Below are 22,711 nucleotides of genomic sequence, written 5' to 3' on the forward strand. Positions count from 1 at the left end.
TTTTGAAGAGCAACAGCAAGATTACGAACACTCTTACAGGTCCACCGTAATGGAGACTCAGGGTCTCCTCGGGTAACCGGATCTACCAACCCCTCAATATCTACAAGCACGGATGGGTCTGTTTCAACAACCGGCTTGCGTCCACCTCCAGGTAAACGTATCTTCTTTTTCCCTTTTGAAGGTTTTTCCTTTGATTCAGCAATACGTCTAATTCCTTCATATATCGTTGTCCGCGAAAGACCAGTAGATCTGGAAACTGAAGTAACTCCTCCTCGTCCCAATGCCTCGGCTTCCACTGCAGCCCACATTCGTCTGCCTTGTTCGTCTAAAACATCTTTGAGTACTTCAAATTTTCTTTGTATCATAAGTTCGGTATCGCTTTGCACTTTTTGATCATAACATATTTAGACACCATTTGTACAAGTTATTTGTGGACAAATCCTAAGCCTGCCCCTGGCTTGAACAGTGGTAAGCAAGAATCCATTGCCCATGACTTTTTTATGCACCCCCTTAATTCTCTAAAATGGAGACAGGGGAGCAGTAAGATTTTCTTCTTGACTTTTCATATTCCTCTGGATATAATAATGTTTATATATTCTAATATTAGAATATAGAGATTAATTTATATGGAGGTGCAGATGAATATCAAGCTCTATCTTAATGCCCCGCCAGGCGGGAAGTGTAGCAACATCATAGCCCTTGTCTCTGAGATGAAGGGAAGGTATGGTTTTAGCGTTGAGACAATAAGCAACGCAGATTTAAACAAGGGAGGCTGTAGTGAGTGTTCTGATGCATCGCTGAAATTACCCGCAGTATCAATCAATGATGACATTGTGTTCCAGGGGCGGGATATTACCGCCGATGAGTTAGAGAAGGAGATATTGAAAAGATTGCAAACACTTTAACAGTAAAAGGTGAGAAAATGGTTGATTATTGGTTATTGGCAACACTTTTGGGTATAGGAGTGGTTGGCGGCTTTGTCTCTGGTCTGCTGGGCTTAGGGGGGGCCATAATACTTGTCCCCATGCTCCTTTATTGTCCAACGTGTTTGGGTGTTGGTGTATTAACGATGAAGCAGGTGGCAGGGATAACTATCATTGTTGTTTTTGCTTCTTCTCTGGCGGGTGTGCTTGTACACGGAAAAAACCGGTTAGTATTAAGGAGTCTTGTCCTGATAATGGGCATAACGGCGGTTATAGCGGCGTTTTTGGGTGCCGTTTATTCAAGGCATACTACAAGCGATGTCTTGCTGATTATATTTGCATGTATGGCGGCCTTTGCAGCCGTCATGATGTTCATTCCCAAAAAGGAGGCCGATAAGGATGTAGAATTAGAAAAGATAAGTTTTAGCAAGTCAGGGGCAATTGTTATCTCCTTTGCCATTGGGTTTATTGGCGGAATGGTAGGCGCCCCCGGGGCCTATATTTTTACACCCATGATGATTTATTTTCTCAAGATTCCAACAAAGGTGGCCATAGGGAGCACTCTGGGCATAGCCTTTGTAGCCTCAATCTCAGGGGCAATCGGGAAGCTGGTAACAGGACAGGTTCCCTACCTGCTCGCAGCGGCTGTTGTTGTTGGAGCCGTCCCTGCGGCAAGGATAGGGGCCATGTTTACGAAGAAGATACCCGCTCAAGCCCTTAGAAGGGCACTGGCCATAGTTATTGCCTTTGCAGCCATTCGTATGTGGTGGGATGTATTTACGAAATAATTTAAGCTTATGGAGGTTTAGTGTGATTAGATTGCTTTTGGTAGTTATTGTAGTGCTTTTGACTATTCCGATTTCTGCCTTTGGTGTAGACAAGTCGGAAATTCAACAAAGAATCGATATCCTCTCAAATGAACTCGAGCAGCTCAAACAACAGATAGAGGAAATGAAAAAGAAAGAGGCGTCAAAAGAAGAGCGGTTAACGTCAGTAGAACAAAAAGGTCGGGAGCTGACGTGGCCATCGTGGCTTGAGATCGGTGGAGACTTCAGGGCCAGATATGACTATCTCAGTGGTAAGACTCATGACGCCTTGATCATGACACCATCGGGTAATGTATCATCCGGTGCAAGGACCCTGACAAATGACTCCCTGTTTACTAACAGACTGGGACTAAACATTACGGCAAAGGCCACGGAGGATATAAAGGTTAAAGCAAGGCTTCTCATGTACAAGGTATGGGGATCAAATTCCGATGCCGTAACGGGAGAGAACGGATATTTTGCCGACAAACAGGACATCTTCGATGGCAACATGGGTCATACGCCGGATAGTTCCCTCTTAATGGTAGACCAGGTGGTAGCGACGTGGAGCAACATAGGCGGAGAGCCGCTGTCTTTTTCCGTTGGAAGGAGACCGTCTACAGGCGGGCTTCCAACAAACCTCAGGAGGAACGTAGAAAACACCTCCGGCGTACCAGGCTACATGGTAGATTGGGCATTTGATGGTGCAACTGTTGGGTATATGCCGGAAATTGACCTCCTGCCCGGGGCACAGGCCAAGATTTGCTACGGCAAAGGATTTGATTCAGGGTTTCAGGCAAGTGGCGGCCTCAAGGATACAAATCTATTGGGGCTACACGCTGTCCCATATGATAACGATAACCTGCGTTTTGATCTGCTGTGGTTAAGGGCCTTTAATATCTTTGCCAGGGCTGAAACGATATCCTCAAATACGAATCTCGGAGATGTTGACCAATTTGGTATACTTGTTATGAAGAAGTTTGAGGATTTAGGCAACGGAGACCTGAATCTCTTTGCCGCTACGGCATTAAGTTTAACCCACCCAAACGAAAATACCTATAATGGCTATGGTCTGCTTTGGGACAGTGGCACTGAGAGAAAAAATCGCACGGGCGCTCTTTTATATCTGGGTGGCAGATACGATTTTAAATCAACTGCAACGAAGGTAGGATTAGAGTATAATCGTGGTTCTAAATACTGGCTTTCCTTTACACCTGCCTCTGATGATATATTGACATCCAAACTTGGGACAAGGGGTAATGCTTATGAAGCGTACATTATTCAGGAAATAAAAAGCAAACCCATCTCTAAGTTTGGAAAGGCATTTGTCAGACTGGGTTACCAGTACTATGATTTCGAATATTCAGGGAGCCAAAATTGGGTTGGGGCACCATATGAAATTTCCGGCTTGACCCTGACATCGACACCTGCACAGTTCTTTCAGCCACTTACTAATGCCCATAATGTCTATTTTACATTTGACGTGCTTTTTTAAAGATAATCAGAAAGGCACTGAGAGACAATTGATGTATCCTCTTAAAAAAGCATGGTAAAATGGGGTCAAGGGGACTTCTTTCCGGCCGGGGCGGGTACGACCCGCCCCTTTCTTTCTTGCCTTAAAGTATAGTCACTATGAAATATAAAGAGGATACTAACTTGACAATGTCATATTCCAATCTCTGCAATTAAAGATGTCTGAACCACGATTTAACGGATTAAGGGATTATCAGGATTTATGTCCGAGAAGGTCTTATTCTTTTTTCCTGTAAATCCTTTAATCTGTGTAATCCTAGTTCAGACTATCCTCATGTTTACTTGAATGTGACATTGTCAAAGCAAATGTATATCTCATCTTTTGGATGCAACTACCCGGGTTGTTGGGTCACAAAGTAATTCACGATGGCCTCTACCATGGCCTCAACCGTGGCCTTTTTGGGCATGATCTGTACCGTAAAACCGGCCTTTGTTATGGCCTTTTCCGTGACAGGGCCAATGGCTGCGATGGTGATATCTTTGAACCGCCTGAGGTATTCCTCATCGAGTGCCTCTATCAGGTAGTTAAACGTTGCCGCACTGGTGAATGTTGCCACGGTGATCTTACCCTCTCTGAGGAATCGCACGAGGCGCTTGATGTGTCCCTCGTGTTTGACGGCCCTGTAGGCAGTGGGTGTGTCTATGTACCCACCCAGTTGCCTGACCATATCGGGGAAGACTTCCCTGGCCTGTTGGGCACGCGGCAACAACAACCGCAGACTGGCAATGTCTACCCCCCCCGCCTCAGTGAACATCTTTATAAGGCCCTCGGCATTGAACTCATCGGGGACGGCATCTACCCTGCAACCATACTCCCTGATAGACTGTGCGGTTTTTTCCCCAATGGCACATATCTTCATACCTCTGAGGTCTCTGATGTCCTTGCCACGGTGCAAAAGCCTCTGCAGGAAGAACTTAAAGCCATTGGCGCTGGTGATAATCAGCCAGTGATAGCCCTCTATTACGTCAATGCATCGGTCGAGGTCGTCGTAGCTCTCCGGGGGAATCGTCTTAATTGTCGGGAACTCGTATATTTCAGCCCCCATTAACTCAAGGGGGTCATAGTCTTGCGTATATGGCCTGGTAATTAACACACGCTGCCCAAACAGCGGTTTTGTCTCATACCAGTTTAGTTTGTCTCTCAACCCCACCGTCTGTCCAATAACGATGACGGAGGGTGGCTTGATCCCCTTGGCCTTGACCAACTGCGGCAATTGTCCCAACGTCCCTATCACAGTGACCTGGTCGGGACGTGTGCCCCATCGTATCACTGCGGCGGGGGTTTGTGGGTCTTTGCCGTGTTCGATCAAGTGCTCAACGATGCCCCGGACATTTCTGACTGCCATCAAAAACACCAGCGTATCAGGTCCCGTGGCAAGGGCTGCCCAGTTAAGCGTGCTATCGGTTTTTGCGGCATCTTCGTTGCCAGTCACCACGGTAAAGGAGGACGCATACCCCCTGTGCGTAATCGGTATGCCCGCATAGGCAGCAGCAGCAACGGCTGAAGAGACACCCGGTACGACCTCAAACTCGATGCCGTGTTCAACGAGCACCTCGGCCTCCTCCCCGCCACGTCCAAAGACAAAGGGATCACCCCCCTTTAACCTGCACACGGTCTTGCCCTCCAGCGCCCTGTCAACGAGCACCCGATTTATCTCATCCTGTGTCAACTCGTGATGTCCACCACGCTTACCGGCATAGATCAGTTCCGTTTCCTCACCGGCGTAGGTCAATATCTGTGCGTTGATGTGGAAGTCGTAAACTATTGTGTCTGCCTTTTTGACGCAACTCAGACCCTTCAAGGTAAACAGCCCCATATCGCCGGGACCTGCCCCTACGATGTAGACCTTACCCGTTGCCATAGACCTCATCGAGTATCTCTTTCGCCCCGGCCCTGAGCAGGTCGTCGGCCAGAGACGTCCCGATGACCTCTTCCGTACCAACGGTACCCTCGGCATGCCCCCGGATGATGCAAACACCATCAACGGAGCCTACCAGGCCGTCGAGTTTGACCGTACCCGAGGCGGTAAAACAAGCGTGTGCGGCAACAGGGACTTGACAGCCGCCTGAGAGTTTCTTTAAAAACGCCCGCTCTGCCCTTACGCAGATGGAGGTTACTTCATGGTTCAGAGGTACAAGAAGGGCGTTTATCGCCTCATCGGCCACCCTGCACTCGATCCCCACGGCACCCTGCCCAATTGCCGGCAGACTCACAGAGACGGGCAGGGCATGTATGGCGGCATCTTCAACGTTGAGCCTCTTTAATCCGGCAGAGGCCAGGACAATGGCATCAAAAAAGCCCTCGCTTAATCTTCGGAGTCTCGTGTCGAGATTGCCGCGTAATTGTTCAATCTTGAGGTCGGGTCGTATGCTCAACAACTGACATGAGCGTCTGAGGCTGCTTGTGCCAACGACTGCCCCCTCGGCGAGGGCATCAAGGCCTGCCTTGTCGGCCCGCTTGGAGGCCATCACGTTGGGTGACAACACCAAGGCATCGGTGGGGTCCTCACGCCGGCATATGACGCTCAGGTGCAGGCCATCCGGGAACTCCGTGGGGACGTCCTTGATGCTGTGTACGGCAATGTCGGACTCGCCACTGAGCAGGGATTCCTCTATCTCCTTGACGAACAGCCCCTTGCCCCCAACCTTAGACAATGGCACGTCGAGTATCTTATCCCCAGTGGTCTTTATCACCTTAAGCTCTACCTCGATATGAGGATAAAGCCCCAGGAGCTGATCCCTAACCCAGTTGGCCTGCCAGAGGGCTAGTTTACTGCCCCTGGTACCTATCACTATCCTGTTGACTTCTATCTTAATTCACCATTTATGGCAGAGAAGGGAAGAGAAAAAAAGGGGCGGCTCCGCCCCCCTTCAGAACCCCCTGCAAGGGGGCCAGCCCCCTTGACCCCATTATACCTTGTCCAATGCTTATACACAATACTTCAGATGGTTTATATTTCCAAAGATTTCCATTGCCTTTTATCTAATGCTCTCCGCTCCCATGTAAGGTCTCAGTACATCGGGGACAACGACGGAGCCGTCTTTTTGCTGATAATTTTCCAGGATAGCGGCCACGGTACGTCCGATGGCCAGGGCCGAACCGTTGAGGGTGTGGACAAACTGTGTGCCCTTTTTGTCGGCCTTTTTAAAACGGATGTTGGCACGTCTGGCCTGAAAATCCTCGAAGTTCGAGCAGGAGGATATCTCCCTGTAGCGATTCTGCCCGGGCAGCCAGACCTCTATGTCGTAGGTCTTTGACGCCGAAAACCCCATATCCCCCGTTGACAACACTATCACCCTGTGGGGCAGGGCAAGCTGCACCAGGATGTCACGTGCATCGTCGGTGAGGCTTTCCAGCTCCTGATACGAGTCCTCGGGCCTGACAAACTTGACAAGTTCGACCTTGTTAAACTGATGCTGCCTGATAAGCCCCCTGGTGTCCTTGCCATAGGAGCCGGCCTCACGCCTGAAGCACGGCGTATATGCCGTGTAACGCAGGGGTAGGTCATCATCGGCGATGATTTCATCCCTGTGCATGTTGGTAACCGGGACTTCAGCCGTTGGAGCCAGATAAAACTCGGGATCGGCCACCCTGAACAACTCCTCTTCAAACTTAGGCAACTGCCCCGTACCGGTCATGCTTGGACGGTTGATCAGAATGGGCGGAAAGACCTCCGTATAGCCGCGCCGAACGTTGTGCTCAAGCATAAAATTCATCAATGCCCGCTCAAGTGCCGCCCCGGCCCCGCGCATGATCGAAAACCTCGCCCCGGCTATCTTGGTGGCCCGCTCGAAGTCGATGATGTTGAGCGTCTTTGCGATATCCCAGTGGTTGAGCGGTTCAAAGTCAAACGCCCCGGGCTGTCCCCACCTCAATACCTCGACGTTTGCAGTCTCATCTGCGCCGACGGGGACACTTTCGTGCGGGATGTTGGGGACCAGGAGCAAGGCCGCCATGACCTTCTCCTCTGTTGCACGCAGACTCTCCTCAAGGCGTCTGATGTCGTCAGAGACCTGCTTCATGGCCTCTTCCATAGCAGATGTGTCGGCCTTTTGCTTTTTGAGTCGCCCGATATCCTGAGAGACAACATTGCGCCTGTTTCTGAGTCCGTCAAGCTCCTGCTGTGTACTCCGCTGTTGCATGGCAAGAGCCACTATGCCATCGACAGATATATCAGAGTTCCTGTTCTTCAGCGCCTGTCGCACTACATCAGGCCTGTCCGTTATAAACCTTATGTCGAGCATTTCTCATCACTCCTGTTCATCATTGCAATACTATAACATAACATGCAGGGAAAAAGGGAGAGACCGAATTGCCTCATCTAAAATCTATACGAAATTATAATAAACCTCATATAACAACATTATAGGAGGTTTATATGTCGTTAAAGATGAACGAAAGGCAAGCAGTAAAAAAGGTATTTGCCGAAAGGTACAAAGCAACAAACAAGAAGCAAAAAAAGTGATTCTCAACGAATTCATAGATTTGGTAGGATATGGCCGATGCTATGCAGGCTATTTGCTGAGAATAAACGGACAACAGGTTACATCAAGCAAGACATCACCTGCAAATGGCAGGAAAGTAACGAAAAGAAGAAGAGCAAGAGAGTATGACAGCGCAGTTTCTGAGTTTATTAATGCTCGCCTGCTACAATACTGTAAAGAAGAAGGAATAATCTTTACAAGGACAAGGACTTACCATAAGAACGATAGCTGCTATGATAGATACGTGAGGCAACCACCCCTATTTCGTATAGATTTTTACGTGAGGCAGCACGTCGTTGTCTGAGAATTCGCGTAGTTGACTTATACGTTTAATTCATTTATACTATATCTTATTTATCTCAGGAAGGAGTTTATGATTATGCGAACACCGTGTATAGCAGCAAACTGGAAAATGTATAAGACGACGGCACAGACCGTTGAGTTTATAACTGGATTTCTCCCCGGGGTGAAGTCCGTTACGGACGTAGAGATTGTGATAGCGCCACCGTTTACGTCGCTGTCCAGGGCAGGGGAGATGTTAAAGGGTAGCAACGTGAAGCTATCGGCACAGGATATGTACTTTGAGGCAGAGGGGGCCTATACGGGTGAGGTATCTGCGGGGATGCTCATAGATGTGGGTTGTTCATACGTGATCGTGGGTCATTCCGAGCGGCGGCAGTATTTTAATGAGAGTGACGAGTTCTGCAACAAAAAGATACGGGCTGCCATGGCTGCAGGATTGAGCGTCATCTACTGTATAGGCGAAACGCTTCAGGAGAGAAACGACGGCAAGACCTTTGACATCATAAAGCGTGAGATAGAAGGTGGTTTAAAGGACGTTTCCCCCGAGAAACTGGTAATTGCGTATGAGCCGATCTGGGCAATTGGCACCGGCGTTACGGCAACACCGCAGCAGGCACAGGAGGCACATGCCTACGTCAGGGAACAACTCAAGGGTGTCTACGGTGGCAAGGCCGACGAAATACGCATACAATATGGCGGGAGTGTCAAGCCCGAAAACATCGCAGAGCTGATGGCCAAACCCGATGTTGATGGTGCCCTCGTTGGCGGGGCAAGTCTCAAGACGGACAGCTTTGAGAAAATCGTCAAGTTCAGGTAGACATTAGATGCATGTATTTTTGATGATTCTGCACATAATCGTTTGTTTTGTAATTGTGTTTGTGGTGCTTGTGCAAAGCTCCAAGGGGTCGCAGATGGGTGCGGCCTTTGGGGGTTCCAGTCAGACCGTCTTTGGCAGTCGTGGGGCCGCAACCTTTTTGACAAAGCTGACGACGACAACGGCAATAGTGTTTATGATTACCTCATTTCTGTTGTCATTTATAGAAGCCCGGCGAGTTTCTATGATAGAAGCGCCCGCACAATCGCAGACCTCCACTCCTGCCGATAAAGCCAAGTTGCCTGCAGGAGGGGTTGGCATCACGCCACAGAAGGATAAGCCTGCCCCACCACCCGCTGAAGGCAATAAGATACCTGCCCAGGATGGTAAACCACAATCCGCAGGCAAAGAAACCACTACGGATAAAAAATAGACAAGCAATCCCCATCCCCCCCTGCCATAAGGGGGGTAGTATCTTTCCATTGCACTTAGGGGGGGATGTATACCCAGAGGTGAAGACAGAGGTTGTTATGCGTGGCAACATAGAAAGATTTCAGATCATAGGCCTGCATGGCTATAAGAATCTGGATATCAGGATTGAAGACAACACTATTATACTCGTAGGTGAAAATGGCACCGGAAAAACAACGGTGTTGCGTCTTCTGTGCTACTTCTTGGCTGGCAGATGGGATTTGTTGTCTCCGTATGAATTTGCAAGATTGGTTGTAACCGTCGATGGGAGTGAGCATGAATTGTCATATGGTATAATTGAAAAATATGTTGCACTCCAACCGAACGTTATTCAAACTGGTACGTTGCGTAGATTCCTCAATTTAAAAATTAACCCACCTGAACGTGGATTTGGACTTGTATGCCTTAAAAATCTGAAAGAGAAACAAGATGAAAATGAAGATAAAATTACTAAAGAGGTTTATGAAAATCTAAAAAAATCAGAAGATAAACTTAATAAAGAGCTTTATGCAAATCTAAAAAAATCAATAGACGCGCAGATTCTATATCTCCCAACATACAGACGAATTGAACAAGACCTTGAATCAATATTCGGAGAAAATTACAAAGTGCCACGAAAACGTTCTGATTCCTATATTGAACTAATTGAATTTGGAATGGACGATGTGAAAATAGCAATAGAATGGAATCTTAAGGAAATAAAAGATTTTATCCGGGAAAATCTGAATTCTTTGACCCTTGGATACTTGGGTGATGTGGTTGATGAGAGATACTCTGAGGTGAAAATTGAAGATATACAGAATAAATCTGAGGATGCTATAAAATTAATCCTTGATAGGATACAAGAAAACATTTTGTCCAAGGATCATAAACAACATTTGTTGGAGAAAATAAAAAAAGTCAAACAAGGCGGCTATTTAGACGAACATGCAAAGGTCATCTGCCACTACCTGCTCAAGTTGCTACAATTTCAGGAAAAACTGAGCAGCAATGAATCACGGATGAGGACGTTTTGTGATGTCTGTAACGAATACCTGGTAGATAAACGACTCGACTATGATAGTGCAAATCTTGTTTTCTCAATCAAATTAAAGGAACCAAGTGAAACCAGGCAAGATATTGAACTCGAGTATCTGTCATCAGGAGAGAAACAAATTGTGTCTCTGTTTAGCCAACTCTATCTCTCAGATGAGGGCAGATACATTGTAATCATTGATGAACCGGAACTATCCCTCTCTCTCCCATGGCAGAGGCGATTTCTGCCTGACATTAAAAATGGGACATTTTGCTCCGGGCTTATTGTGGCTACACATTCCCCTTTCGTGTATGACAACGAACTTGAAAGATACACCCACGGGCTTGGTGAATTTTATGAGTGAAAAGATACCGCCTACGAATATGATTGAGACTCTTAACAAAGCGAGAGACACTCAAAAGCCCTTCTATCACGAGTTTCTTATGCGTTGGAGCAAGAAGGCAATGTGTGTTTATGGCTTTGTAGAAGGTAAAGATGACCTGTCATTTTACAGGGGCAAGATAAATGACAGATTGCCGGGACAATGGAAGGTTGACTTGTTAGTGGTTCGAAATAGAGATAATGTGATTGCGCTTTACAAAGGCTTTGATTGGACTCGATATCCCAAAAAACAAATAGCCTTCTTTATAGATCGTGACCTCTCAGATTTTCTAAACGAATCGTTGCCTGATGACATTAATGTCTACATCACGGACAACCACTCCATAGAAAATTATTTTGTCGATAGAGAGACCTGCTACAGAGTAATAACTGAGGTTTGTTGTTTATCTTCACTTGAAGATGATTCACTGGATAAAATCCTTGAAATTTTTGATGAACAACGATTAGTCTTTCAGGATAAAATGGTAACCGTGATGGCCTGGTGTATATATTGGATGCGCAAAGGGGAAAAAGCTTATTTTGACAATATTGATATGGGGGACATATTTGCTATCAATGAAGGCAGAGTGCAGATGCTACCATTCCCTAATAAAATGTTTTCGACAATTGAGGAGTATATACACAATAAGTCTAAAGTCCCCTATGCATCTTACATTGACATCACAAAGGTAGAAGATGAATTCACAGATCAAAACAGACATCTAAGATTTGTAAGAGGCAAGTACATGTTATGGTTTTTTTTAGAGTTTATTCTATCTGTCTATACCAACATATCTAAGTTTTCTAAAAAATTTACACAACCTCCCAAGATGCATGTCAACCTAAATGAAACTAATGCGGCAATTCTGGTTGCCCCAATGTCCCGTATTCCTGAGTCCCTCAGTAGGTTTATCGAACGGACGTATATCACATACATTCACGGACGCATGGGCACCGTCTGAATCTGACCTCCTCAGACGGCTTCATAAGAATCCTCCGGACGATTTCTTCTGCAATGAATTATTTATGCCCATGCTCGGTTTGCTTTCAACACCCTACACAGCCTCTTGCACGATCTTGAGTATGGCCTTATCTACATCCTGTGCAACTGCTTTTATGCCGGCATCGGGATAAAAATCCGCTATGATGTTGGGTCTCAGTGCGCTTACGAACACCTTGCCACCCTCTTCGTAGACGCATATGGGGCAGGGAAGCATCAGGGATATCTTTATGTCGGCCTTTAATACCTTGTAGGCATAGCCGGGATTACAGACTTCGATAATCTTCAGGGCGCTCCTGTCATAGCCCTTGGATGCCAGGGTTGCCTTTACGTCATGGATGTGGAGCACACCAAACCCGTTGGCCTTGCTGCGTTCTGTGATATCCTCAACGACCTTGTCAAAACCCTTTGCGGTCTCAACCGTGTAGTCAAACTTAGTGTCCACTGCGTGTTGCCTCCTGAAATGTTTTTTTGATAAAAAAACGCCTCTACGTAAGCGTAATCAACTCGTATGATGAAGTTCCCAGGCCAAGGCGTTGTGCCTCGTCAAGTTGGAATTCGTATGGTTTTGCGTGCATGGCCTTGAAGACATCGCCAGTGATCCCGTCGGCTGCTGATGATGGCAACGGTCTTTCTTTAAGCACCAGGTCTATGGATGCCTGCTCTATGGCCACCACGTCGTCGCTGATCAGGATACCGAGGTCCTGGACCATCGGCACGTCTGCCGTGGGCATACAGTCACACTCGGGCTGTATCTCTGTGAGGAAGTTTATGTATAACACCTTTGAGGGAGCAAACGTGCCAAGCACCACCCCTGCGGCCTCCGCCATGGAGCGCATGAAACGCTCATCATCCCCCGGGAAATCAATCGCCGAGGCAGGACATACCCGCTGACACCGCCCGCATCGCCAGCACTTGTCTGCGTTCCACACCATCTTCTCCCCAACAAACGTGATCACCTCAAGGGGACAGACCTCAACACACTGCATGCACAGTTGACACAGGTCCTGCTCCCAGCGCATCATGCCCTCCCCTATTGTGTGCATGGAGCCTCTGCCGCACTTCCAGCCACAGTGCCTGTGCGAGGAACTCACCCCGCCCATGGCAAGGTTCTTTATAGCCCCGGCATAACCGGCGTTTATGTGCCCCTTTACATGCGAACACACCACCATAGCCGTTACGTCGTGTATGACCGATGCCACGGCTATCTCTTTTAATATGCTACCGGCCTTTACAAGGATGCTGTCCTTGCCATACAGACCGTCGGCAAGTATGACGGGCGCTCCCACCGAAAGATGATTTATCCCGTTGGCGTTTGCCACTTCGAGGTAGTCCAACCCCTGGATCCTCACGGTGTCTGTTACGAACGGCTTTGCCCCCAAGCCCCTGAGTGTATCGACGACCGTTCTCAGGAAAGTTGGCCGCACTATCCTGTGGGCACCCGGTGAGCCAAAGTGCGTCTTGACCGCCACCCACTCATCCCTGTTGAAGTACGCTGACAGTCCCACCTCTGCCATCAGTCGTTGCAGCTTGCCCGGCATGCTGTCGCTGTAGCGCCACTTTGTTGACCGTGCCGTCGCAAAGTATACCTTCGCCGTCTTTTTCATCTGAACATTATTATAACATATTGGGGGGATTAATTTTAATAGCAGATTTAGATAGCGTCAGGGTAATCAAATTTACCCAATTTTATCCCTGTCTATAGTATAATAGAGGTAGGATGGATGCACCAACAGAGAGTTACGACAAGATCATCAAGGAGTTGCTCAGAGATATAGAGCGGCCTCTGCTGGAGAAGGTTTTGGGTATTAAGGCCGATGATATCAGCAGTCTCAATGTTGTGACGCAGTTGACCGATGAGCGCGAGACTGATTTCGTTGCCGGGATAAATGAGGATGGCAGGATGGCCTTCATTGTACACGCAGAGTTCCAGAGTACCAATGACTCTAAGATGCCTAAACGAATGCTGCGATACTTTATTCACATCTACTCGGTGTATGAGGTAGTGGTCAAGCAGTACGTTATCTTTATTGGCAAGGATAAGATGAAGATGGATAGTGAGTTGAACTTGCCCGATATCCGCTACCGTTATAATTTGATAGATATCCGCAATACACCATGTGAACGGTTTCTTTACTCTGGTGTGCCTCCTGAGATAGTTTTCTCCGTATTGTGCGACAAGGGGGATCGTGATGATCGCTCATTTGCAAGGGATATATTAACTGAATTGTTTAAAAGCACCACCGGAGAACTAAACCTGTCGATGTATATGAAGGAGCTGGAGGTCTTTTCAAAATTGAGAGACTTGCAAAAAATCATGATAGAGGAGGAGAAAAACATGTCAATTGTATACGACTTGAAAACGGACATAAGGTTTATGCAGGGCCGTATGGAAGGCCATGCGGAAGGCCAGATAAAAGGCCAGATAAAGGGTATGCAAAGCTCTATTGAGATATTGCTGAAGATAAAATTTGGCACCAAAGGTCTATCCCTTATGGATAAAATCAGACAGTGCGAGGATGAATCACGACTATCTGCAATCACTGAGGCCTTGATACGGGCAGATGACTTTAGCGCAATAGAAGGGTTGCTCTAATGGTACGGGGACCCTTGTCTTTAGTTTAGATTCCAGGTATAGTTATAAATATGGAAGTCCTCAAGGTCGAGGGATTAAGCATATATTTCAAGAACAAGTCTCAGCCTGTAATAAGGGTCGTAAGTGCTGTTGACTTCGTAGTGGGGGACTCCGAGGTCTTTGGCATCGTTGGTGAGAGCGGCTGTGGAAAGAGCATCACGGCCTATGCGATCATGTCAATACTGCCCGATGGTGCCTTCTATGAGGGGGATATCCGTTTTCAGGGCAAAAGCATGTCTGGGTTGACCGCAGAGGGGCGTAGGCAGCTCAGGGGTAACAGGATATCCATGGTCTTTCAGGAACCCATGACCTCTCTCAACCCCGTGCTCACGATAGGCTACCAGATAGCAGAGGTGTTGATGACCCACAAGGGCATCTCACGCAAGGAAGCCACAGACAGGGCAGCAGAGCTCCTGGATGCGGTAAAGATTCCCTCTGCCAGGGCCAGGGTCAACGACTACCCGCATCAGCTCTCCGGAGGGATGAGGCAGCGGGTGATGATAGCGATGGCGGTGGCCTGCGACCCGGCACTGATCATAGCAGATGAGCCGACTACGGCCCTGGACGTTACCATCCAGGCGCAAATTCTGCACCTCCTGCACGGCATCAGGGAGGAAAAAAACATGTCCATGCTCTTGATAACCCACGACCTGGGGATCATCGCCGAGCACACAAGCAAGGTGATGGTTATGTATGCCGGTCGTGTCATGGAACTGTCATCGACGCAGGAACTGTTTAAGGCCCCCATGCACCCATACACGCTGGGCCTAATGAATTCACTTCCCCGCGGACGCGGTGTGGCGCTGCAACCGATCCCGGGCTTTGTCCCCAGACCGGATAATCTCCCTGATGGTTGTAAGTTCTCAGACCGCTGCGAGCATGTCACGGGACAGTGCAGGGAAGCTGAACCGCCGTTGAGAGAGCTTGCCCCCGGGCACATGGTCAGGTGCATATGGAGCTGCTAAGGGTCAGCGGCGTTGTAAAGCACTACAGCAGCGCCTTGGGACTGTTTAAGCAGAAATCGGTGGTCACGGCCGTCGATGGTGTAAGTTTCAGCGTGGATGCCAACAACGTCTTTGCCCTCGTTGGTGAGAGTGGCTGTGGAAAGTCCACCGTGGCACGGATGATTGTCCGGTTGACCGAGCCTGATGCCGGTGAGGTGCTGTTTAAGGGGGTTGATATCTTTGGCTTGAGGGCGGGTGCGCTTAAGGCTTACAGGCGTTCGGTGCAGATAATCTTTCAGGACCCGTTTGCATCGTTAAATCCGCGGATGTCGATCTTTGCCACACTGTCTGAGCCACTACGCATCCACAGAATTGTACCCAACTCGCAGTACAGGGAAAAGGTGGCCGACCTCTTGCACACGGTTGGTCTGACGCCGGATGTGATGAATCGTTACCCGCATGAGTTCAGCGGCGGACAGAGGCAGCGCATCTGCATTGCAAGGGCACTGACCCTGTCGCCGGAGCTGGTTGTCGCCGATGAGCCGCTTTCTTCGCTGGACGTCTCCATACAGGCACAGATATTGAACCTCATGCTTGAGCTAAAGCAGCGGATAGGGCTGTCGTATCTGTTTATCAGTCATGACCTGCACGTCGTGCAGTACTTCAGCGACGACACTGGGGTCATGTACCTGGGCAGAATCGTTGAGCAGGGTGCAACGGAGGCGGTCTTTACGCAACCGCTTCATCCCTACACGCAGATGCTTATAGATTCCGTCCCGCAGATCAACCCCAAGGACAGAGTTCATCGCGACAACGTCATTGCAGAGGAATCATCGTCATCAGGATGTTGCTTCTATCCGCGTTGCCCGCGGCGTTTTGAGCCATGCAGCAGGAAATCGCCATCGCTACAGCCCTACAGCGGCAGGCTTGTGGCATGTCATTTGTACCTTAAAACTTAACTCAGGTTAGCGAGTTTCGATTGCATGCAATCCAAAGAAAGAAAGGGGCGGTTGTGGCAGGGGTGCCTCACCCCCTCCGCCCCATACGTGTTAAGCTAAACATGAAACACCGCCAATAAAGTCATTCTTGCACATAACACACGAAACCCTAAAACCAAAGTCCCAGAGGTCAAAGTGATATATAATTTCGGTCGTGCAGATACTCTAAACCGTGATGATTTAGTACGGTTATGCATATCGATAGCAAGAGTTTGTGGAGTTACTGTTACTGACAGTATCCTCCGGAACAAACCTCTACCTCCAACGGATGTTCTGCGCAAAAAAAGGCTTACTTCCTTTAAATATAAGGTTTTATAAAAGAAAATGTGTAAACACGTAGACACTAAAACTTGATTTTATTAGTGAGGCATGGTATAATACATTTCATGATAACTTATTAATATAGCAAAGAATTTTAAAATGTAGACACTATCAATTTTGAATAATCGTTTAGTGTCAAGGGGTTACACGATTTTTTACAGTCAAAACCCAGAACATCCGCTCCAAAGAACAAGCAGGACTTATTGTTGATGATGGTGAGTGCAGAAGATAGAACCAATGCATCACTGGTTAAGTAACTGCATTGTGGCACATGTAAAGATATGTGTTCTTGCTCTGCTCATAGAGAGGACGATAGAACTTAATTGTGACCAACCGTGGAGGCAGATCAAGGAAACGTTGGCTTCTTTAACCCATTCTTTTCAATACTCTATACCTCGTCCACGCTTGATTGGAGTGCTACCAAAGAAGCGGAGTCGCCCCTTTTTTATCCCTTTGTTCTTTTTTCCCGCTACAATTCTTTTATGAGTGCGATGAGTTCGTCGGCAGAGACCTTGCTGCTTAGTTCGGTGCCTTCCAGGAGGCTGTTGGCGAGTTCTTTTTTGTTTTCGTGGAGCTTTACGATTTTTTCTTCGATGGTATTTTTTGTTATCAGCTTGTATATAGTCACTGGACGTTTCTGGCCTATCCTGTGTGCCCTGTCCGATGCCTGGTCCTCAACGGCGGGATTCCACCAGGGGTCCATGTGGATGACGTAATCGGCAGCCGTCAGGTTCAACCCAAATCCTCCCGCCTTGATACTTATCAGAAAAACATCGCCCGTACCGGCCTGAAAGTCCTCCACCGCCTTTGCCCTGTCCTTTATGGGTGTGCTACCATCGAGGTACTGGTACGATACGGACTTGGATTCAAGGAACTGCCTGATTATCTGCAGGTGGTCAACAAACTGGCTGAACACCAACACCTTGTGCTTATTATCCAGCAACTCCTCTAACACCTCTGCAAACAGATTGAGCTTGCTGCTGGGGATATCGACCTCCTGGTTGACCAACCTGGGATTGCAGCAGGCCCGGCGCAACCTCATCAACTCCGCCAGGATGCCAATCAGCTTCTGCCCACTCTCACCCTCGGCCATCTCTATCCGCTCGATAGCCCTCTGTCGCAGGGCCTCGTAAAAGGCCGCCTCATGCTCAGACATCTCCACTTCCAGCACGATCTCCGTGCGCGAGGGTAGTTCCTCCAATACCTGACTCTTCGTCCGTCGCAGGATAAACGGCTGCACAAGCCTCTTTAACCGCTGCCGTGCCTCTCGATTGTTGTACTTCTCAATGGGGATGGCAAACCTGTCGTTAAACCTCGCAAGCGATCCCAACAGTCCAGGATTGATAAAGTTAAACAGGTTCCACAACTCCCCCAGGTGATTTTCGATGGGCGTGCCAGTGGTTATGAGCTTAAACCCTCCCTTGAGCTTCATGGCAGCCTGGGAACGCTTTGTGGCAAAGTTCTTTATCGCCTGTGCCTCGTCAAGGACAATCGTCTGCCAGTTGACCTCGGCCAACAACTCGACCTCACTCTGCAGCAAACCGTAGGTGCAGAGCACCAGGTCGTTAGGCTTTAACGCTTCGAGGATTTGCCTTCTGTCCTTGCCGCCAAAGATGACCACGTTGAGGGTTGGGGCAAACCGCTCCGCCTCCCTCTGCCAGTTGGACTGCACGGAAGTGGGCACAACCACAAGGGATGCCCCAGCCACACCACGCTCTATGATGACGGCAAGGGCCTCGAGGGTCTTGCCCAGTCCCATGTCATCGGCCAGAGTCGCCCCAACCCCCCAGTGGGCCAGACGAGATAGCCATTTAAATCCTTCCACCTGATAGTCACGCAGCTCCACCTGCAGGGTCGATGGCACTGCGGGGTCGAGCACACCGGCATCGGCAACCTTCTTGACATACTCCCGCCATCCGCTGTCAACATCGATGGCCTTGACGTCGTCAAAGAAGTCCTGAAGCGTCACGGCGGCCAGGGGATGCATGCGCACGTCCTTTGCGTGTCCATGGGCGTATGCCTTCATGTCCTCAAGACGCTTTTTGAGCTGCCTCGTCAGGAGTATGTACCTGCCCTCATCGAGCTTGACGAAACGCCCCTCCGTGCCATCCAAAAGCTCCAGCACCTGCTTTAGCTCCAGCACAGTTGACTCATCTACGGCTATTGAGCCGGAGACACTAAACCAGTCCGTCTGATGCCTCAGTGCCAATCGCAGACTGTCAAAGGATAGCTCTTTGGTTACACTGTAGCGTTGCCCCTCCGGCCACTCCAGCATTACCCCGTCACCGATCTCCCTCAGTTCAACAAGCAACTGCAAACAGCTCTGAGGGTCCTCAACAACCCACTCCCAATCATTTTGCTCGGTCTCCTGCAAGATGGCAGAGGTATTGATTACGTCGGAGGCATTTTTCTTCTCCTGCTCAAAGTCCCTGCGAGTCTGACAGGGTTTGCCGTCAATCTCTATCAGGAGATTTATACCGCCAACGCCAGGTTTCAGATAAGGCCCCGCATCACCAAAGGGTCTGATCGTCATCTCCACCTTCAACCCCTCCCTGTAGGGCAATAACCGTATGTGCGGATGGGCGTCGGCGTGTATGTCCCGGGCATTTTCAAGGCTCATGGCCATCGAGGAGTGTACCTGCACTATCGAGGAGATATTGCTCACCGCCTGGAGTACCTTGTCTTTGGCATCTACAGGCACCAGCAGACCCTTGGTGCCAATGATGCTGTAGAGCTTCTTGTGCTCTTCCTTGAACTCCACGACCCTGTACTTGTTGGTGGCCTCCTTGACGATAACTACATCATCGTTTTCCGGCTTAAAAGGCGATACCTTTAATATGTATCCGCCTTTGGAGTTATCGACGATAAGCTCGGGCACCCCCTTTTTAAGCTCGATCCGTTCCGTGTTAGAGTCATGCACAAAGAGCAGGGGGTGGTCTGCCATTTCAAGCAATGCCCTCTTGGTGTCAAACCTGTAGCACATTCCACTATAGTCTTTGTCGATCTCCAGGGTTGAGCAGATGTTGATATCCTGTGGTGTCAGGAGCAGGTCTTTTTCGGCCTTTATGTTATATATTCGTTTCAGTGCCACGTTCTTGCCACCAGACCACGCACCGGTTTTAAGTCTCCGCTGTTCCCTGGGGGTTATGACGCATGAGTTTCTGAGCACATCTATGTGTAACTGCCACACCAGGCGGGATTTCTTCTGCATGGCGTCTGCATCCCTGTCTGACTGAAACAATCCTATTATGGCATTGAGTGAACGCTCCCATGCCTCTGTCTTGAGAGCCAACAGCGACATAATGCCAGTGCCCCCTGTCTGCTGCCGTGTTTGTTGCACAAAATCTGTTAATTCCGGCTTTATTAACTCTGACCTATCCGTCATGACGATGGCTATCAGCTCCGCCATGTCCATTGCCATGATTGGATATCCATTGGACGATGCCTGTTGGTATGACTCATACAACTGAGAGCGATTATCTAACGGTATCCTGGAGTCTATATAGTACAAGGCGAAGTTATAAATCAACTCGGCGATAAAGTCTCTGGTCTTGTTTTGTCTCATGAAAAAGGTCAGACCGTTTGTGGTAACACGTCCCCCGTCTACCGAGGAACAGACAGTTTCTATCATCCTCAGAGACACATGATGTCTATAGTACGGTATTTTATTTACAATCTCTGCATATCTGTAAATGAACTCCGTATCGCCTTTCCTGAGTTTGGCGATGAAAAACAACACCCCCAGGATACTGTTGAAGAATATGTTTCTCTTTTTGGTGACCTTTTGGAGCAACTTGAGGGCTGTCTCATACTCCTCGATCGATTTGTCGGTATTGCCCTTGAAAAACTGCAATGCCCCCCGTGCATAGTGTGTATAGAAGTCCCCACCGCTTTTGCCGATTACATCGGATGCTTCAGGCAGTCTTCCCTGAAATATCATGACGGTTGCAAGCAATAATAGCATGTGGCTATTGTCGTCTCCTTTGGCATCTATGTTGGGATTATTCTTATGCTGGAGCAGGATATCCGTGAAGTCATTCAAAGGCTCCAGGGCAATTATTGCATAATCAATGATCTCATCCAGTGCGGCTAACTGCAAGGTAATCGGCAACGACTTAAACCAGGAGCTATCAAAGGGCATATTACATATTCTGCTGAATACCCGACTTTGGTGGAAATAGCCAGGATTAAAGGTCAAGCCAAGTTTATACTTGTTCATAGTCTGTTCAACATCTTTGGTGTAGAAACCTATGCGCATATCCCTGAAAATTCTGTCAGCATTAAGGCTAGCCACAGGCATTGTTTTTTGGACTGCCGATACCATTTTTTTCATTGTGCCATCTTGTACAGCCATAAGGGTTGCTATGTTGTTTACAGGCTCATTACATTCGTAGGCATTATAGGCATTTTCTCTGATCAGTTGGAGGGTTTCAAGTTTGTGCAACACAGTCTTCACGTCCTGAGACGTCTTAATGCCGGCTTCATTGAGGCATCTTTCTATCTGCTTTGCAGATGAAGGCTCATAGATGATTGATATCATCTGAAGTACTATTTTTTCAAACAGATATAAGCCTTCGTAAATGCTATTGAAAGTATTCTTATCCATACGTTGTTTGCCTTAGATTATGATGTTCACCTGGGTTGCCACTGGCTGGGTATACCTTTGCCCACAAGTCCCTCGCCAACCTTATTCGTTCCGTACATGAGGAACAGGTACACATCGCCGGCGGTAGAGTCTTGCCAGAGGATGTCAGCCTTACCATCACCGTTATAGTCTCCGGACTTGATGACCTGCCAGTTACCAGGCACTGAACGAACCACATAGTTACCACTGATTATCTTTGTCCCGTCCATAAACCAGAGGGCATAATCACCTGTCGTGGTCTCCTGCCAGAGGACGTTAGACTTGCCATCGCCGTCAAAGTCGCTGACAGTCCTTATCTGCCAATTGCCGGGGATACCCCTGGCTATGTAATTACCATCGGCGATACTGAGCCCGTTCATAATCCACATGGCGACATCGCCTGTGGTTGTTTCTTGCCAGAGGACATCGGCCTTGCCGTCACCATTAAAGTCACCGGTCGCCTTTATCTGCCAATTGCCGGGGATACCCTTGGCTATGTAATTACCATCGGCGATACTGATCCCGTTCATAATCCACATGGCGACATCGCCGGTGGTCGTTTCTTGCCAGAGGACATCGGCCTTGCCGTCACCACTAAAATCACCGATTGCCTTTATCTGCCAATTGCCGGGGATACCCTTGGCTACAAAACCACCACTTGATATCTTGGTACCATCCATAATATACATATAAATATCTCCGGTTGAGGAGTCCCGCCAAAGGATATCTGCCCTGGCATCGCCGTTAAAATCACCTGCACCATTTATGTCCCAATCTATGCCTGCATTTCTGACAACAAAGTCGCCACCGGTTATAGACGTCCCGTTCATCAGCCAGATATAGACATCGCCGGTTGTAGAGTGTCTCCACAATACGTCGCTATTGCCATTACCATCAAAGTCATAATCGACGTGCCTCCCCACGGGGGTTGGTTGACCTTCTATCGTGAGGTTGACAGTCTGGATATCGCCCGATGCCCCAACCGTTATTGAGCCACCGGCTGGAGTTGTCACCGTATATTCGACTCCGTTGACGGAGACGTGTATCTTGGCGGTATCGCCGGGCTTTGCCCCCGATTTCTGCGATGTATCATCGTAGATTGGGATGTCAACAATGTAGACGTTGTTTGAGCTTAAGCCGTCTTTATCCTGGGCTATATTGCCATTTGCGTCCTTGTAGTCAGAACCGTCCGGGTTTTTCACCGTTACAACCAGATTGCTGACATTGGCTTGAATAAGCAGGCCCGCCGATGATGTGATCGTCCCTCCTATTCTATATGGCAGAGGGATGCCACTGGCATATGTCACTGCCTGGGACAAATTAAATGTCACGATAAGACTCACCAAAAACGAAGCTATGCGCTGCATGTAGACCTCCTTGTTGTCAGTTAAAAGTATTCTATTGTCAACCTTGTAAGTCAGGATGAACGTCCGCTAAGTACAGACGTCCACCCTGAGA

The 22,711-nt window shown here is 48.4% G+C and carries 18 protein-coding genes and 1 pseudogene; 11 read left to right on the top strand and 8 right to left on the bottom strand.

All coding sequences use genetic code 11. The annotated features are described in order from the left end of the window. Positions 1-365: ISAzo13-like element transposase-related protein (locus Mcas_RS04840; protein WP_040334399.1), on the bottom strand; the 365-nt coding region annotated here is incomplete at its 3' end. Between the two features lie 273 nt (positions 366-638). Here Mcas_RS04840 and tsoC point away from each other — a divergent pair. The 3 genes from tsoC to Mcas_RS04855 are packed head-to-tail and all read left to right on the top strand — an operon-like array spanning position 639 to position 3,224. Then, positions 639-905 carry an NEPxGxxU motif selenoprotein TsoC gene (gene tsoC, locus Mcas_RS04845; RefSeq protein WP_040334400.1) on the top strand — a complete coding sequence of 89 codons (267 nt, stop codon included), beginning with the start codon at positions 639-641 and terminating at the stop codon, positions 903-905. A 17-nt stretch (positions 906-922) separates the two neighbouring features. Beyond that, the gene (locus Mcas_RS04850) at positions 923-1,711 is read left to right on the top strand and encodes a sulfite exporter TauE/SafE family protein (protein WP_040334401.1); all 789 of its coding nucleotides are present in this window, start codon (positions 923-925) and stop codon (positions 1,709-1,711) included. Between the two features lie 22 nt (positions 1,712-1,733). Continuing rightward, a complete protein-coding gene (locus Mcas_RS04855; protein WP_200873631.1) occupies positions 1,734-3,224 on the top strand; it encodes a DUF3373 family protein in 1,491 nt (496 codons plus the stop codon). A 370-nt stretch (positions 3,225-3,594) separates the two neighbouring features. On the opposite strand, the gene cobA is transcribed toward Mcas_RS04855, so the two are convergent. The 3 genes from cobA to serS form a co-directional block, all read right to left on the bottom strand. Further along, entirely contained in the window at positions 3,595-5,205 is a 1,611-nt protein-coding gene (gene cobA, locus Mcas_RS04860; RefSeq protein ID WP_200873632.1) for a uroporphyrinogen-III C-methyltransferase, read from the bottom strand. Continuing rightward, positions 5,111-6,073: a hydroxymethylbilane synthase gene (hemC, locus tag Mcas_RS04865; RefSeq protein WP_040334403.1), complete on the bottom strand. Its 963-nt coding sequence runs from the start codon at positions 6,071-6,073 to the stop codon at positions 5,111-5,113. Before hemC ends, cobA begins: the two co-directional genes overlap by 95 nt. Before the next feature lie 168 nt (positions 6,074-6,241). After that, positions 6,242-7,507: a serine--tRNA ligase gene (gene serS, locus Mcas_RS04870; protein ID WP_040334404.1), complete on the bottom strand. Its 1,266-nt coding sequence runs from the start codon at positions 7,505-7,507 to the stop codon at positions 6,242-6,244. 619 nt (positions 7,508-8,126) lie between these two features. Here serS and tpiA point away from each other — a divergent pair. The 4 genes from tpiA to Mcas_RS04890 all read left to right on the top strand — a co-directional run bounded on the left by tpiA (position 8,127) and on the right by Mcas_RS04890 (position 11,693). Further along, positions 8,127-8,867 carry a triose-phosphate isomerase gene (gene tpiA, locus Mcas_RS04875; RefSeq protein WP_040334405.1) on the top strand — a complete coding sequence of 247 codons (741 nt, stop codon included), beginning with the start codon at positions 8,127-8,129 and terminating at the stop codon, positions 8,865-8,867. 22 nt (positions 8,868-8,889) lie between these two features. Continuing rightward, the gene (gene secG / locus Mcas_RS04880; RefSeq protein ID WP_200873633.1) at positions 8,890-9,297 is read left to right on the top strand and encodes a preprotein translocase subunit SecG; all 408 of its coding nucleotides are present in this window, start codon (positions 8,890-8,892) and stop codon (positions 9,295-9,297) included. Positions 9,298-9,376: 79 nt separating this feature from the next. Next, positions 9,377-10,714: an AAA family ATPase gene (locus Mcas_RS04885; RefSeq protein ID WP_162176258.1), complete on the top strand. Its 1,338-nt coding sequence runs from the start codon at positions 9,377-9,379 to the stop codon at positions 10,712-10,714. Further along, the gene (locus Mcas_RS04890) at positions 10,707-11,693 is read left to right on the top strand and encodes a DUF4435 domain-containing protein (protein WP_040334407.1); all 987 of its coding nucleotides are present in this window, start codon (positions 10,707-10,709) and stop codon (positions 11,691-11,693) included. Before Mcas_RS04885 ends, Mcas_RS04890 begins: the two co-directional genes overlap by 8 nt. A 93-nt stretch (positions 11,694-11,786) precedes the next feature. On the opposite strand, the gene Mcas_RS04895 is transcribed toward Mcas_RS04890, so the two are convergent. Continuing rightward, the gene (locus Mcas_RS04895; RefSeq protein ID WP_040334408.1) at positions 11,787-12,176 is read right to left on the bottom strand and encodes a DUF302 domain-containing protein; all 390 of its coding nucleotides are present in this window, start codon (positions 12,174-12,176) and stop codon (positions 11,787-11,789) included. Positions 12,177-12,219: 43 nt separating this feature from the next. Next, on the bottom strand, positions 12,220-13,338 hold the full coding sequence (locus Mcas_RS04900; protein ID WP_040334409.1) for a DUF362 domain-containing protein: 1,119 nt from the start codon (positions 13,336-13,338) through the stop codon (positions 12,220-12,222). Positions 13,339-13,451: 113 nt separating this feature from the next. On the opposite strand from Mcas_RS04900, the gene Mcas_RS04905 reads away from it, so the two are divergent. From Mcas_RS04905 to Mcas_RS19405, 4 genes and pseudogenes are all read left to right on the top strand, one after another. Continuing rightward, the gene (locus Mcas_RS04905) at positions 13,452-14,327 is read left to right on the top strand and encodes an RpnC/YadD family protein (protein ID WP_040334410.1); all 876 of its coding nucleotides are present in this window, start codon (positions 13,452-13,454) and stop codon (positions 14,325-14,327) included. 50 nt (positions 14,328-14,377) lie between these two features. Continuing rightward, the gene (locus tag Mcas_RS04910; protein WP_040334411.1) at positions 14,378-15,331 is read left to right on the top strand and encodes an ABC transporter ATP-binding protein; all 954 of its coding nucleotides are present in this window, start codon (positions 14,378-14,380) and stop codon (positions 15,329-15,331) included. Further along, positions 15,319-16,269, top strand: coding sequence for an ABC transporter ATP-binding protein (locus Mcas_RS04915; protein WP_040334412.1), 951 nt, complete (start codon positions 15,319-15,321; stop codon positions 16,267-16,269). Before Mcas_RS04910 ends, Mcas_RS04915 begins: the two co-directional genes overlap by 13 nt. 123 nt (positions 16,270-16,392) lie before the next feature. Beyond that, positions 16,393-16,571: pseudogene (locus Mcas_RS19405) on the top strand (IS1634 family transposase); the annotation flags it as partial. A gap of 527 nt (positions 16,572-17,098) precedes the next feature. Here the strand turns inward: Mcas_RS19405 and Mcas_RS04920 are convergent. Both Mcas_RS04920 and Mcas_RS04925 read right to left on the bottom strand, forming a co-directional pair. Beyond that, positions 17,099-21,235, bottom strand: a complete 4,137-nt coding sequence (locus Mcas_RS04920) for a DEAD/DEAH box helicase (RefSeq protein WP_040334413.1) — start codon at positions 21,233-21,235, stop codon at positions 17,099-17,101. Positions 21,236-21,261: 26 nt separating this feature from the next. Next, on the bottom strand, positions 21,262-22,620 hold the full coding sequence (locus Mcas_RS04925; RefSeq protein WP_040334414.1) for an FG-GAP repeat domain-containing protein: 1,359 nt from the start codon (positions 22,618-22,620) through the stop codon (positions 21,262-21,264). Positions 22,621-22,711 lie beyond the last annotated feature (91 nt).

Origin of the sequence: Candidatus Magnetobacterium casense (assembly GCF_000714715.1) — a bacterium.
Classification (GTDB): Bacteria; Nitrospirota; Thermodesulfovibrionia; order Thermodesulfovibrionales; family Magnetobacteriaceae; genus Magnetobacterium; species Magnetobacterium casense.

Excerpts from the sequence above, each read along its gene's own strand:
- Mcas_RS04905 (WP_040334410.1), top strand. The coding sequence starts at position 13,452 with ATGGATGCACCAACAGAGAGTTACGACAAGATCATCAAGGAGTTGCTC.
- Mcas_RS04915 (WP_040334412.1), top strand. The coding sequence starts at position 15,319 with ATGGAGCTGCTAAGGGTCAGCGGCGTTGTAAAGCACTACAGCAGCGCC.
- tsoC (WP_040334400.1), top strand. The coding sequence starts at position 639 with ATGAATATCAAGCTCTATCTTAATGCCCCGCCAGGCGGGAAGTGTAGC.
- Mcas_RS04910 (WP_040334411.1), top strand. The coding sequence starts at position 14,378 with ATGGAAGTCCTCAAGGTCGAGGGATTAAGCATATATTTCAAGAACAAG.
- serS (WP_040334404.1), bottom strand. The coding sequence starts at position 7,507 with ATGCTCGACATAAGGTTTATAACGGACAGGCCTGATGTAGTGCGACAG.
- secG (WP_200873633.1), top strand. The coding sequence starts at position 8,890 with ATGATTCTGCACATAATCGTTTGTTTTGTAATTGTGTTTGTGGTGCTT.
- Mcas_RS04850 (WP_040334401.1), top strand. The coding sequence starts at position 923 with ATGGTTGATTATTGGTTATTGGCAACACTTTTGGGTATAGGAGTGGTT.
- Mcas_RS04890 (WP_040334407.1), top strand. The coding sequence starts at position 10,707 with ATGAGTGAAAAGATACCGCCTACGAATATGATTGAGACTCTTAACAAA.
- Mcas_RS04900 (WP_040334409.1), bottom strand. The coding sequence starts at position 13,338 with ATGAAAAAGACGGCGAAGGTATACTTTGCGACGGCACGGTCAACAAAG.
- Mcas_RS04920 (WP_040334413.1), bottom strand. The coding sequence starts at position 21,235 with ATGGATAAGAATACTTTCAATAGCATTTACGAAGGCTTATATCTGTTT.
- tpiA (WP_040334405.1), top strand. The coding sequence starts at position 8,127 with ATGCGAACACCGTGTATAGCAGCAAACTGGAAAATGTATAAGACGACG.
- Mcas_RS04925 (WP_040334414.1), bottom strand. The coding sequence starts at position 22,620 with ATGCAGCGCATAGCTTCGTTTTTGGTGAGTCTTATCGTGACATTTAAT.